Annotated in this window: 10 protein-coding genes; 2 read left to right on the top strand and 8 right to left on the bottom strand. The window is 39.3% G+C overall.

The genetic code is table 11. The features are described from left to right. Window positions 1-380 precede the first annotated feature (380 nt). The 6 genes from VJ937_RS03325 to proS all read right to left on the bottom strand — a co-directional run bounded on the left by VJ937_RS03325 (window position 381) and on the right by proS (window position 7,488). Entirely contained in the window at window positions 381-1,637 is a 1,257-nt protein-coding gene (locus VJ937_RS03325; protein WP_324065482.1) for an OmpA family protein, read from the bottom strand. Next, window positions 1,634-2,317 (bottom strand): RluA family pseudouridine synthase, encoded by a 684-nt coding sequence (locus VJ937_RS03320; protein ID WP_324065481.1) that lies wholly within the window; start codon window positions 2,315-2,317, stop codon window positions 1,634-1,636. The genes VJ937_RS03325 and VJ937_RS03320 overlap by 4 nt, the downstream gene beginning before the upstream one ends. A 203-nt stretch (window positions 2,318-2,520) precedes the next feature. Continuing rightward, window positions 2,521-3,336, bottom strand: a complete 816-nt coding sequence (gene panB / locus VJ937_RS03315) for a 3-methyl-2-oxobutanoate hydroxymethyltransferase (protein ID WP_324065480.1) — start codon at window positions 3,334-3,336, stop codon at window positions 2,521-2,523. 177 nt (window positions 3,337-3,513) lie between these two features. Next, a complete protein-coding gene (locus VJ937_RS03310; protein WP_324065479.1) occupies window positions 3,514-5,163 on the bottom strand; it encodes a dipeptidyl-peptidase 3 family protein in 1,650 nt (549 codons plus the stop codon). Between the two features lie 19 nt (window positions 5,164-5,182). After that, a complete protein-coding gene (locus VJ937_RS03305) occupies window positions 5,183-5,878 on the bottom strand; it encodes a hypothetical protein (RefSeq protein WP_324065478.1) in 696 nt (231 codons plus the stop codon). A gap of 134 nt (window positions 5,879-6,012) precedes the next feature. Beyond that, complete coding sequence (gene proS / locus VJ937_RS03300) at window positions 6,013-7,488, bottom strand: proline--tRNA ligase (protein ID WP_324065477.1); 1,476 nt, start codon at window positions 7,486-7,488, stop codon at window positions 6,013-6,015. Window positions 7,489-7,644: 156 nt separating this feature from the next. On the opposite strand from proS, the gene VJ937_RS03295 reads away from it, so the two are divergent. Continuing rightward, window positions 7,645-8,961, top strand: coding sequence for a hypothetical protein (locus VJ937_RS03295; protein ID WP_324065476.1), 1,317 nt, complete (start codon window positions 7,645-7,647; stop codon window positions 8,959-8,961). A 105-nt stretch (window positions 8,962-9,066) separates the two neighbouring features. Next, window positions 9,067-10,476 (top strand): hypothetical protein, encoded by a 1,410-nt coding sequence (locus VJ937_RS03290; RefSeq protein WP_324065475.1) that lies wholly within the window; start codon window positions 9,067-9,069, stop codon window positions 10,474-10,476. Window positions 10,477-10,532: 56 nt separating this feature from the next. On the opposite strand, the gene VJ937_RS03285 is transcribed toward VJ937_RS03290, so the two are convergent. Together VJ937_RS03285 and VJ937_RS03280 are read right to left on the bottom strand one after the other, a co-directional pair. After that, a complete protein-coding gene (locus tag VJ937_RS03285) occupies window positions 10,533-12,173 on the bottom strand; it encodes an AMP-binding protein (RefSeq protein ID WP_324065474.1) in 1,641 nt (546 codons plus the stop codon). Between the two features lie 139 nt (window positions 12,174-12,312). Then, window positions 12,313-14,622 (bottom strand): patatin-like phospholipase family protein, encoded by a 2,310-nt coding sequence (locus VJ937_RS03280; protein WP_324065473.1) that lies wholly within the window; start codon window positions 14,620-14,622, stop codon window positions 12,313-12,315. Window positions 14,623-14,626: the final 4 nt, after the last annotated feature.

The raw sequence follows: 14,626 nt of genomic DNA, 5'->3' as shown, positions 1-14,626 counted from the left end.
AAACATAGTGTGTTGATTTACAGTAAAATACATCTCTAAAGATAATTATTTTTTCTTTTCTCAATTACCGGGGACCTTTGGCTCCATCGCAACAAACCTAAGTGTCACTCTAAATAAAACATAGGCAGCCTCAAGAGCATAATATTCATCCAAGCCATAAATAGCGTGAAACCCGCCAAAAGTATCTTTAGCTTTTAACCAGCAGGCTAGCCTATAAAAAAGCTATTGACTAAAGCCTACAGAGTAGCGGGTTCTCGTCACCGCTATAAATGATGGTGTGACTTATCTAACAATCATGAACTTACATAAGAAGTCACTCCTGTATTTTTTTGAAATTAATGTTTAAAATTTGAACCCGCTCGAAGGGATGTGCTACCCTGTTAAAAATCAACTTTTTTAGCAGATTGAATGATGTGAAACTCAACGCGGCGGTTTTTTGCCCTGCCGGTTTCGGTACTATCAGGTGCGATAGGCTTTGTGCTCCCAAAACCATAAGTCTGCATGCGCGATCTTGCAACGCCCTTGTTAACAAGAAAATTTGCAATAGACAAGGCTCTTTTTCGCGATAAATTAAAATTATAAGTGTTTGTGCCAACCGAGTCCGTATGGCCATTAATATTCAACACCACACCCCTGGTATCTTTCATTATTTTGGCCAAATGCGTCAAAAAATCGTTGTATTCGCTACTAATATCGTGCTTATTAAATTCAAACCCGATATGCGAAGTCACAACCAACGTATCTTGCTCATAGCTTAAATTTATCTTATCCTGGAAAGACTCCTTCACTTTTTCAAGGTTCCATTCTACTTCGTGTATGCCCAATTTTTCGAAATCGGGTGCTTCAAAAGAACCTTGTTCCAGGAAAACGCCCGAATCGTATAAATCATCGCCCACATCGGCAATGGCAATTTTAAGTTCATATTGCACATATGGCTCTACCTTTGCCGCTGCTACCAGCTCAGTGGTAAACCCATCAAAAGTAAACTCCTGGGCACGGTACGATTTCACAGGATCATCTTGCATTCCCTGATAATCGTAACCTGTAAAATAGGTGTTGGGTATATAAAACGCACTGTTTTTATGGTTATTTATATTATCAACGGTCACCGGGGTGCCATCTTTAAGCTGCGCCAGATTTTGGTACTCCATATCATCGCTTTTACGTATAAAAAAAGCAAAAACATCATTTACTCCTTTGTTAACGTATTCTGGATACTCCTCCGAGCCAAAAAAATAGCTAAACTGAACAGAATCGGCATATGGAATAAATTCAATAGTAAGCACAGCAGCATCATTGGTGCGGTTATTCACCAACCTGCTCAAATCACGATCTCCGGGATAGCCCATAGGTGCACCTGAATTGCCAGTGCGATTTGGCGTACTTACATTGCGTGCATATCCAGTAGTAAGCAAAACTCCGCGCTTTACATTAAAACCAGGCGTATTATTATTGAAATAAGCAATGGAATGTCGCGATCCGTAATAACTCACATTTAATATTTTTACCCCACTGTTTGGTTTTGTTAATTTTTCGCGCACAAGTTCATCAGGCGTGAAATGGTACCTCACCCAAAGTTGAGCCGATGCATTCAGGGTAAAAAAAAGTAGTAAGGTTATTACTGCAAATCTCATCATGCCAGTTGGTCAAATTCTCTCCATAAATTATCATCCAACGGCAGGGGAGCTTCAATTATTATCTTTTCCTGTTTCACCGGGTGAATAAATTCCAACTTCTTCGCATGCAGATTTATTCCTCCCCCTTTGTTTGAGCGTGGAAATCCATATTTTAAATCGCCTCGAATCGGTATTTTAATTTTGGCCAACTGACAGCGTATCTGGTGATGGCGCCCTGTACGCAAATTTACTTTGATAAGGTAATAATTTGAGGAGCGGCCGGCTACCTCATAATCGAGCACAGCCAATTTACTTCCCTTTTTCTGTTTAAAACTGGCGAAAGACTTATTTTTCGATTCGTCTTTACGGAGATAATGCTTGAGTGTATCTTTTAATTTTTCGGGTTTATCTTTCACCAATGCCCAGTATTCCCGATTAATATCGCGATCACGCAGCAATTCATTCATCCGGGCAAGGGCTTTTGAGGTGCGAGCAATGAGTACTACCCCACTTACAGGTCTGTCGATACGGTGTACAAGTCCGGTAAACACATTACCGGGTTTATTATATTTCTTTTTCAGGTATTCTGCAACTTCATCAAGCAAGGATTTATCCCCTGATTCGTCGCCCTGCACAAGCATTCCAACTGGTTTATTAACTGCTATAAGGTGGTTATCCTCATAAAGGATGTCTAGTTTCATATGTTTATATTTATTTTTCAATGGTCATATGGAACCTCCTATTGCCTGTTTTAAAGTTTTTTACCTGCAATATTCCAGATAATCATTTTCGTGCCTTGCTCCGCTGTCCGCTTTCGCTGAAGCTATAGCGGAAGCGAAAGCTACGCGAAGGCGAAGTGTGTTTAAACGTTTAAGCATGGAGGTTTCATAAAAAAATTTGCCTTTTAATATTGTTCTTTTTCATTGGGGAATCGCTGTTCTTTAACATCTTCCACATAGGCCTCTACTGATCCTGAAATTTCGGCAAACAAGTTATGGTATCTGCGTAAAAATCGTGGAGAAAAGTCCTGTGTAATGCCCAGCATATCGTGTAACACAAGTACCTGTCCATCTACATCAGCGCCTGCGCCAATTCCAATCATCGGAATTTTAGAATTATCAGTAACTTCTTTTGCTAGTTTAGCCGGAATTTTTTCTAGTACAATAGAGAAACAGCCTGTTTTTTCAAGTAATTTGGCATCTTCAACTAGCTTTTTAGCTTCAGCTTCTTCTTTTGCCCGCACCACGTAGGTTCCGAATTTGTGTATAGATTGTGGTGTAAGGCCAAGGTGCCCCATTACGGGAATACCTGCGGATAAAATCCGGTGCATAGACTCGATGATCTCTTCGCCACCTTCCATTTTAACTGCCTGGGCCCCAGTCTCCTTCATTATACGTATGGCTGAACTTACAGCCTCTTTGCTGTTACCCTGATAGGCGCCAAAAGGCATATCAACCACAACTAAGGCTCTTTTAGCGGCTCTAACAACTGACTGAGCATGATAAATCATTTGATCAAGGGTGATGGGCAGTGTGGATTTATGACCAGCCATTACGTTACTGGCAGAATCTCCCACCAAAATCACATCTATTCCTGCCTGGTCTACAATTCGTGCCATTGAATAATCATAGGCTGTTAGCATAGATATTTTTTCGCCACGCAACTTCATTTCATTTAATACGTGCGTAGTAACTATTCTGGGTTTTCCGTGAACTGACATATTGATTTATTTTTTACAAAGATACAGGCTTTTCCTAGAAATAAACAAAGTAGGGCAGTTTTTGAATTTATGAAACCTATTTTTTTGAAATGATGCATAAAATAGAAAAGTATAGAGTAACAAAAAAGGAGCTACCGGTAAACCAATAGCTCCAATTTTGATTTTATAATTAAGGTTTTAAAGTCCGAGTACCTTTGGGCCCTGGTTAAAACGGATATCCACAGGAATACCTGCTTCAGTTATTCTGTCTAAATCGTTTTGCAACATAGCTCCAATACCACCATTTTCTTCAATCAACATTTGAGCACCTTCGTAATCGCCTTCACCCTGCATTTCCAAAATTAAACCGCCCAAATCGTTCATGGCTTTTTGCATTTTTTCAAAGTTTACACGGTATGTACCATTTTCTTCGTTGCGTGTAAATGCTTCTGCTTCTTTAAAATAATTGAAACGCACCATATTGGCTACTCCATGTGCACTGGTAACACCAAAGCGGATAGAACGGAAAATACTGGCCATAAATGTCACATAATTATCCATCAGGTCTTTATCTTCAAATTCACCCATTTCGTTTAATTTGGTTACAAGGAACAAACCAATAATATCAGCTTTCCCTTCTTCTATTGCACTGTAATTATCCTGTAAAGCTTCTCTTACTGTACCTTTATCGTTCACCGTATTGTTTATACCCAAACCGTGGGCTACTTCATGAAACATTGTATTTTCAAAAAAGGCATCAAACTTTACGTGTTTGCGTTGATCCTCTGCAATCAGAACTTCGCTGATAGGCACCAAAATCTTTTCAAATTTAGCCTGCATGGCATTGCGAAGTTGTAGCTTGCGACTACCTTTTTCGGCATGTACGCGTGGGTCATTAGGTAGGTTAATGGCAATATTTTTACTGGCAGCATTACAATCGCCGGCATAATAAATTACATCATAAACATTCATATCGGCGTGTGCACGTGCCTCTTCCTGCTTGTATTTCTCATCACATGGCAATGACTTCTGTAATTCAGGTAAAAGTTTACCGTATTTATTAAGTTTTTTACTCCATTCCATGTCTTTGATAAGTATTTGACCCGAATGCGCAGCACGATAGCCCATAAACTGGTCTTCGTAACTTTCAATTGGTCCAACCACAAAGTCAATCATATTGTCCTGCATATCCATCCAGGCTAAATCGCTGGCCAGGTATTTATCGGTAAGAAGAGCATCGGCACGCAGATTAAGGTATTTTTTGAAGCCTTCACTCTCTGCGTAGGTTGCAGCTTCTTTAAGTAGTGATGCTGCTTTATCTACCTCTTCTGGATAATACTCATGGTAAGGGATATTGATTAGGTTACCCTCATCGTCGCGACGTACCATTGAGTACCAGCTATCTTTATTTTCGTTATCCCATTCTTCAAACTCTTCTTTTGTAATATCGGCCGGATAGTAATTGGCTCCTGCAGGTTTTTCGCCATAACCCGATATAAAAGGGTTATCTCCGTCTAAGCGATCCCACGGACCATAATTGATTTCCGCATAGAGTTTGGTCCATTTGTCATCAATATTTTCCATCAGCGCTTCCTTGTCGCCAAAGGCATCTTGCCAGAAAAGTCCCTCCATAACATCAGCAACGTCAAATAAGATTTTCAGCATCTCTTTCTGATTGTCTGACAGGTGGCTAATATCTGTTTTTAAAGAAACAACGGCATACTGTTCAACTTTTTGCTGCATTTCAGATTTGCCTTGTTTGTCTTCATCGGCCTCTTTTGCGCTTTTATTACAAGCTGCAAATAAAAAGGCTCCGGCAAGTGTAAATATGAATATCTTCCTGATCATAACTTAGGTATTTTATTGTTTATAAATAAGATAAATTTTCATCGTCTTCGTAAAATTTAAAACCAAGCCTTTTGGCGGTTTTGACCTGATTATTGGTATTTTTCCGGTTAAGCTGTTCAACTGATGCTACAGCCACTTTGTCATATGGAGGCACTAACAAATCGAAATCGAGGGAAAACAGTATGGATGCCTGCAAAATATCGCGTATATTTTTAGTGTCAATTGTTTCCTTGCCAAATTTATTGAACAACACACCCAACTGACGCTTACCTTCTACAAAAAAGTAATTATCCTTGTTTATAAACATGCGCCCAATGAGGTATCCGAGATCTTCCGAGCGGTTATACTTAAAAGAATCAGCCAGGAAGTTATATATGTGAATCAACCCACAAAATGATGCTTTTTCATCTTGTTTTACTGCCGGGGTATTCCAAACGGGGTGTTTACGGTCAAACTCAAAAACATTGGTATGCATGGAGAAAACCAACATATCACCGGCAATTTTAAACCCAAATTGAAATGGTCCCTGGTCTTTAAACTCTATTGTAATGCGCTCATCAATAGATTTTATTTGCTTTCTGAAATTGCCAGCCAGATAGCGGGCAACCTTTTTCATGAGTTTAAAAGCTTCGAAAGTATTATTATAAATATCAAGCTTCACCAGCGACTTATCTGCCAGCGTTTTAACAATTAAACTATTGGGATCGCGATCCATATGCAACAATTAAAGTCAGAAAATCCAATTAGTGACCCATTCATTATACAAATGTAAGAAAAAATTGATTTGGGAATAAATAAAGGGAGATCGAAAACCGACCTCCCTTAGTATATTAAAATAAATGCTATTAATTAATATGCCCTGGCAAAAAGCACACGCTGTTTAGATGGTTTTCCCGTATAAATGCATTTTCCTTCCTCTTGCCTGCTATCAATTGGAATAACCCTGATGCTCGCTTTGGTTTCATTTTGTATGCGTTCCTCGGTTTCTGCTGTACCATCCCAGTGCGCCATAATAAATCCCCCTTTATTCTCCAGCGTATTGATAAATTCGTCCCAGGTATCTACATAACGAATATTATCATCCCTGAATTTCAATGCTTTGTTGTAAATACCTTCCTGAATATCATCTAACAGGGCTGAAATTTTTTCAGGCAATCCTTCTACAGGCATTATTTCTTTTTTCATGGTATCGCGACGAGCAACCTCTATGGTACCGTTCTCAATATCGCGCATACCAAGTGCCAGCCTTATGGGTACACCTTTTAGTTCATATTCGGCAAATTTCCATCCGGGCTTTTGTGTGTCGCGCTTGTCGAATTTAACAGAAATGCCTTTTTTCAGAAGTGCTTTTCGAATCTCTTCACCTTTCTGGCAAACAGTATCGTATTGCTCATCGTTTTTATATATGGGTACAATTACTACCTGATGAGGAGCGAGTTTTGGAGGTAATACCAATCCATTGTCATCGCTGTGCCCCATAATTAAAGCACCCATAAGTCGGGTGGAAACACCCCAGGAAGTGGCCCACACATGATCGAGTTTACCTGTTTTATCGGTAAAGGTAACATCGAAAGCTTTAGCAAAATTTTGTCCTAAAAAATGTGAAGTACCAGCCTGCAAGGCTTTACCATCCTGCATAAGGGCTTCAATAGCAAGGGTATCGAGTGCTCCTGCAAATCGTTCCCCTTCTGATTTGTGCCCCTGAATTACAGGTAGTGCCATATAGTTTTGTGCAAAATCGGCATAAATATCAATCATCTGGCGTGTCTCTTCTTCGGCCTCCTTCCGCGTAGCGTGGGCCGTATGTCCCTCCTGCCAGAGAAACTCTGCTGTGCGCAAAAACAAACGCGTACGCATCTCCCACCGTACTACATTGGCCCATTGATTTACGAGAATGGGTAAATCACGGTATGACTGAATCCAGTTTTTATAAGTATTCCAGATTATGGTCTCAGATGTGGGACGAACAATTAATTCCTCTTCGAGTTTAGCAGCCGGATCCACTTCTACTCCCTGACCATCGTCTTTGTTTTTCAACCTGTAATGGGTAACTACAGCACACTCTTTCGCAAAACCTTCTACATGGTCAGCCTCTTTACTAAAAAATGATTTTGGTATAAAAAGTGGGAAATAGGCATTCTCGTGACCTGTTTCTTTAAACATACGATCTAATTCCGCCTGCATTTTTTCCCAGATAGCATATCCATAGGGCTTAATTACCATGCACCCTCTAACAGCTGAATTTTCAGCCAGTCCGGCCTTAATTACCAGGTCATTGTACCACTGCGCATAGTTCTCTTTACGTGAGGTAAGTACTTTTGCCATGATTTTAGTATAATATTTGTTGTTTATATTTAGTTTTAGTAATAAACCACAAATAAACACAATATTGACTTAATTTGAAACTTAACAAGCTTGAAGTTTGTATAAATAAATAAAAGGCTTAATTTTCGGAAACAGTCAATGAGAAAGGAGACAACTATGATACGTTTAGTTTTAATAAGTTTAATATTAATTTCGCTGGGAGCCTGCACTACGATGCAAAACACGGCTTACTCAGACGATTTGTATTACGTACCTGCTGAAGAAAAGGTTAAAGAAACCGAAGCGCAAGAAAATGACGAATCAACAGGTATAGTAGAAAATAAAAGTGACCTGAAACATGAAAATGCAGAATCATACGATGGTTTTGCTGATAGTTATCAGGAGCCGGTAAATCAGTACGACAATGATTATGTTGTAATGGATTATTCATCGCGTCTGCAGAGGTTTCACGATGTATATGTTTATGATCCGTACTACTTTCGTGACCCATGGTACGATTACCATTACTCCTATTTCGGAAATCCTTATGTAGGGATTGGATACAATTACTGGAATAGTCGCTGGCGCTTACACCTTGGCTGGAGCACAAGTTGGCACTACCCATATAATACCTACCCTTATTATGGTGGTTATTATGCAGGATGGTACTCACCAGGAAACTATTGGTGGGGATTTTATGATGGCTACTATGCCGGTTCATATTACAATTATTATGGCCATTCTGGCAGCCCGATTACTGAATATAAAGACAGGAGACGTGGATATAACCGCTATTCAGGTTATTCGGCATCATCAACCGGTAACTCAGGAAAATCGCGCAAAAATTTAGATGCCCGCCGTGTAGGTAGCAAGGAAGTTGTACACAAAAAAGTTCGACCTTCGGACAAAAAACTTGACCAGCGTGAAGCAACTGCAGGTAGTAGCTTATCACGTAGAGAAACCGGTTCTGCAGATGCTAATAACCGGGAAATAGATAACAGGAGAACAGTTCAAACTTCGAGACTGGCACGTGAGAAAGATGAAATCAGACTTACCCGACCAGCCGGGGAGAACAACAACATGACATTGGGCAACAGCAGAAACTCAAGTAATCTAAATATTGACAGAAACAGCTCACTGATCAGGAACAGTAGAACACTGCAGTTAAATGACAGGCAAAAACGCAACATACGTACGACTAACACTACACCGCACATAAGACGTTCAGGTGTCAACAGGTCAAATGTAAATTCTGGTCGTACCAGAACAATTCGTTCGGGTAGCCATAATGCAACACACCAAAGTCGTAATTCCCGAGTGATAAGGCACAATAGCAACAACAGAAGCAACATTAACCGTTCACGCAGCAATTCCAGCAGTCGGTCATCTGTGCGATCGAGCTCCTCAAGAAGCAGTAATGTGAGCAGAAGTAGTTCTTCGTCATCCAGAAGCTCATCAAGCAGCTCATCATCAGGATCGCCAAGAAGACGCTAATTTATTTATGCTGAAATCAAGTGTTTTTGTTGAACAAAAATGTTTGATAAAATCACAATATTTATAGAAAAACAGATAAGTGAACCCTTATATAAAGTAAAAGGAATGAAAAGAATTGCAATAATAATCCTGGCCTTAATTGCACAGCAATCAATGGCCCAAATAGCCGACGATGCACTGATGCTATCGAGATACACCTACGATGGAACAGCACGTACAACTGCTATGGGCGGAGCATTTACTGCCCTTGGTGGAGATCTCACTTCTGCAAGTCTCAATCCGGCAGGACTGGGACTCTACAGAAGTAATGATTTTAGTTTTTCGATTTCGGGCAACATGAACCGAACCGATGGCATGTATCGTGGCAACTCAAATAATACGCACCATTACAGAACCATTATGCCAAGTTTTGGAGTAGCCCTGAGTGCACCAAATATTTGGAATATGGATAACAACGAAGGCCCAAAATCGTATACTTTTGCCATCGGTTACAACCAAATTCACACTTTTAACCGTTCTTTCGGACTGGTTGGCAATAACAACAATACAAGCTTCCTCGACATGGTGCTCGATGATGTAAATTACTACGGAATATTCGTAGATACAGATGTTGTTTATGAACTAAACAGCAATTACACGCACGACTACCTGGAACAAGGCTATGGTGCAACCCAGGAGGCCTATTTAACAGAAACTGGCGGTATAGGTGAGTATTACATTTCTGGTGGAGCGAATTTTAATGACAAAGTTTATGTGGGGGGTACACTGGGGATTCAAAGCGTATATTACAGTCGTACGTTTAATTATACCGAGACACCGACGAATGATATTGCTTTAAATTATTTTGATTACCAGGAGAATATCACCACAAGAGGTGTAGGACTGAATGCTAAAATTGGTTTCATTTATGTGCCAGTATACTGGTCAAAAATTGGTGTTTCGTTGCATACCCCTACCAGCTTTCAATTAACAGACGACTGGAGTGAAGATTTATCAGCATCAATCGATTACAATGATGGGCCGGCTACAAATAATTGGTCTGAAGAGTACTATGTACCGGAATACGAAATCTTATCACCCATGAGATTGCAGGCTGGAGTATCATTTTTGGTAATGCGCACTGCACTTGTATCACTTGACTATGAGTTTGTAGATTACTCAACAGCTCAAATAAGCTCTGAGGAAGCTACATTTAACGATGCAAATAACGACATCAGTAACTTTTATGAGCCAACACACTCTTTCCGACTGGGAATGGAATACAAATGGAATATGATGGCATTCAGGGCCGGTGGTTTTTATTATGATTCGCCACACCAAAGTGGATACCCAAACGTAAATAATAATCGCCTTGGATATACAGCAGGTATTGGCATTAGGTCAGGCTCATTCTATTTTGACATGGCTTACAGCCAAATGAACGAAGACTTTAAGTACTCTCCTTACTCTTACGAACAGGGAGAGGTTGACAGCAGGTCTACACGTATATTGGGTACAATCGGATTCAGATTCTAGAAAAAATATTAAGACAAAAAAATAGCGGTTGAAGATCTAATCAACCGCTATTTTTTTTAATTCTGTGTCACTGTATAGAGATATCTTTTTATGCTCTTTTTGGGTGTTTTTTCAAATTCTTTATCGAACAACGTTATTTTCGATATACTCATATATCCGGGCAATTGATGATTGAGATGTTTTTGGTTATTCTCCATCTCCTCTTCCAGTTTTTCTCTTGAAATTTGTTCTGCCTCAACTAATTCCTGATCAGGCACAATCAATGCATGCAATTTACCTTGCTGTTCCACAACAATTGATTCCTGTACATAAGGCATATTGTTTAACCTGGCTTCAATTTCTTCCGGGTAGATATTCTGACCAGAAGCACCTAAAATCATATTTTTACTTCTGCCTTTGATATAAATATATCCATCCTTATCAACCACACCAAGATCGCCAGTATGCAACCAACCTTCACGATCTATTGTACTCTCTGTTGCATCTTCATTTTTATAATACCCGTTCATCATATTGTCTCCCCTGACCAAAATCTCACCTGCTATTTTACGGGGATTAGGGGAATCAATTCGCACTTCTACGTATGGAATTGGCTTTCCGCATGAATATAAGCGCGCTTCGTCCCAGGGCACATAGCTGATTAATGGACCAAATTCTGTCATTCCATAGCCTACTGTAAAACGAAATCCGGCTTTACGGAAAAACCGTTCTACCTCAGTATTGAATGCAGCACCGCCAATAATTACCTCTCTGAAGTTGCCTCCAAAAGCATCACTCACCTGTTTGTTTATCTTATTGTATACAACACGCTTCAATAGCGGTATATGCAACATGAATTTTGGGAGCGGTTTGCTAATGGCTGGTTTAATTTTCTTTTTATATATCTTCTCTATAATTAATGGTACCGCGAAAATCAGGTGTGGCTTTATTTGAGCAAATGCCTGCAAAATAATTTTTGGTGATGGTACTTTACCTAAAAAGTTAATATGACACCCCATCATAAAAGTGGCTAAAAACTCAAAAGCACAACCATATGCATGGGCTAAAGGCAGGAATGATACAATACGCATTCCCGGCTCAAGCTGGATGTACTTTACTCCAAATTCCACATTAACAGCAAGACTTTTATGGGCCAACATTACGCCCTTTGAAAAACCAGAAGTACCAGATGTATAAAGAATTCCTGCTAATGTATCCTCATTAATTTCGGGCAAACTAAAATTGTCGGGTGTAATTTCAGCTTGAAGTTTAATATCATTAAAATTACATTCTTCGCAATTACTTGTATGAAGGATTCTTAAATCATCGAGGCTATAAATAGCTTTTAAATGTTTAAGCGGTTCTTTATCCAACTTTTCATAAATAGCATCCGATACAAAAAGCATAGAAGCATCTGAATGCTTAATGATATGTATGATGTCGTTGGAATGAAAATCCTGTAGTAATGGAACAATAACTGCCCCGTATGAAGTTGTGGCTAAATAGGTGACGGCCCAATTAATGTTGTTCTTGCCTATAACGGCAATTTTATCGCCTTGTTGAACCCCTAATTTTTGAAATAGCTGATGAAATCTGAGAATTTCTTCTCCGGTTTCTTTAAAGGTTAATGTTTCCCCTTTGAAGTTACTTAATGCATCCAGTTCCCAATTTTTCCGGATACTGTCACCAACCATTTCAACGAAATTCGCTACCTGCATTATTCAAAAATTTGTATGCTGTAGCAACAGCAAATTCTACGTAAATCTACAAATATAAATATTTTTTTCAATTCAGATCATCTCAACCCCTGACCAATATACAAATAAAATTTCATTATGTTGAAAATTCATATCACACTTAATCTAAACCCCTGGGATTAAGAAGCATAAATCCGAATCCAAAATGCAGAAACCATGGAGTATTTTCTCTGTCCAGATAACTTAACGATAGGTAAACAGGGCCCATGAATGTTTGATAGACCAGGGAGGCGTTACCAATATAGTAACGATGCCTGAACGGTTTATCGTAAATCGGTTTATATAATTCATAGTCAATTTTGCGGTATGGTTGGTATAAATAGGCCTCCAGACGTAACATAAAACTTTCGGTAAAGTTTATAACAGGAATAGCCCCAATAGAAGCGTAAGAATAATTTCTGAAATTCGGCAAATAAAACAAAATTGTGTGCGGAAATGGTTTATACTCATCACTGGCCAATTGTGTGCTGATATAATTGCTAAAAAATGATTTTTCTGTATAGTTTGCCTGGAAGGCACCTCCTATATAAAAGTTATCTAATATTCTATGATAATGCTTAATACTAAGTTCAATGTCGTTATACTGATGAAACTGCTCTTCTTTAACTAAACCCGTGAAATCTGCCGTGGTCCCCGGAAAATACATTTCTTTACCATAAACACGACGAAAAAGTAATTTAAAAAAACTTCCCCTATTAGAGAACTGCCTGGCATTAAGGGTACTGTACTCAAATTTGGCATGACCACTTAAATAATCAAATCGGGTTAAATCAGGGTCATCTTCCCGGCTAATTAAATTGGTTTGATAATAATTATCTGCCGACGCACCAGAAGTAACACCAGTTGCCAGGTAACCATTTGTAGCAAACGGAACGCCAACATTGAACTGAAAATATGTTTCTCTTCTGGTTATATACGATGGTGTGGCATCTTCAAAAAACCACTCTTTAGTAGAGTTAAAATAATCCCTTCTGGCATAAGTGATGGATGCATCGGTAAAGAGTGGAAATAATCGTTTCCCTTTTTCATTCCTGAAATAGGGAAAATCAATTGATCCTTTAACGCGCAATGAGCTATACATCTTCCCATAGTGCAGCGACCCCCTTAAATCATATGCCCTGCGTCCTAATTTTTTGTAATAGGCCCCCAAATAGGCAAAGTTCTTACTTGTTGTATTAATCTGACCACCTAGCTGAACCCCCAGTTTATACTCGGCCTTAACATTTAAATATAAATCATAATAACCTGTAGTTTCATTGTATTTAGCTCTAGGGTAAAGCGCCCTAATCTTGTTATCGCTTAGCAAACGAAAATACTCACGGCTAAACAGCTCATATGAGAAAGTATCCTGATTGGCTTTAATCATGCGCTCAATATACTGCTGTTGCCTATCGTTAACACCAGTAATATGTACCTCATTGAAAATTAATGGAGGAACTCGTTTTTTAAAAGCTTTTCTTAATTCTTCAAGCTCAGGTTGACTTTGACGACGCTCAATTTTATTCTTGATATAAGACATTTTAGCCATTGTAGCTTGATATCCCAGTTGCACAAGTGTGTCGATTAACTTAAAATCGTATACGCCAAATGATTTTACGGCCGGCTCTATTAAAAGTACTGAGTCGGGCAATGAAAAATCTGAATTCACTGTAAAAATATTTTCGATTTGTGAAAACAGATCATCCGGATCCGGAATACTAGAATTAAAAGCGACTTTGGAGCCAATAATCACATCCGGATTAAAATCATTCACCATAACATCTGATGGAAAATTATTCATCATACCGCCATCCATATACAAAGTACCCTCGATTTGAATGGGCTTAAATACTAAAGGAAAAGTTATAGAAGCTCTTACTGAAGATGATAAACTACCATGATTAAGCACAGTGCTTTTAGAATTGTAGACATCTGTTGCCACACAGCGAAACGGCACCATCAAACTATCAAAATTGTAATTTGCAGCAGCAGCAGCTCCGGCATAAATCTGCATTAACCTCAAATCCATTTGATGGTTTTCAATTATACTGGAAGGGATAAGCGTTTTGAGCGGATCAAGGTCTTTCTGCAAGCGAAAACGGAACCACGATGGGTCAGGGTCTCCTTTTTTGTAATAAAACTTATAAGATTCCTGAACCTCACCGTAAGCCCAAGATAGAAATCTTTCCGACTTGAGCAGTTGTTCCATTTGGTCGGGTGTGTAACCCGCGGCATAAAGGGCGCCAACAATGGCGCCAAAAGAGGTTCCTGTGATATAATCGACAGGGATATTATTTTCTTCCAGTGCTTTAAGTACACCCACATGGGCAGCCCCTTTGGCACCGCCCCCGCTAAGGACAAGGCCTATTTTTTGGGCGGGCATACCAATCGCAAATAAAAGCAATACGACCAGCAGCTGGAATTTAAGCATATGT

This window comes from Salinivirga sp. (assembly GCF_035268865.1).
Taxonomy (GTDB): domain Bacteria; phylum Bacteroidota; class Bacteroidia; order Bacteroidales; family Salinivirgaceae; genus Salinivirga.
The sequence above is the reverse complement of the archived record's forward strand: the minus strand, read 5'-3'. Positions and strand labels throughout refer to the sequence as shown.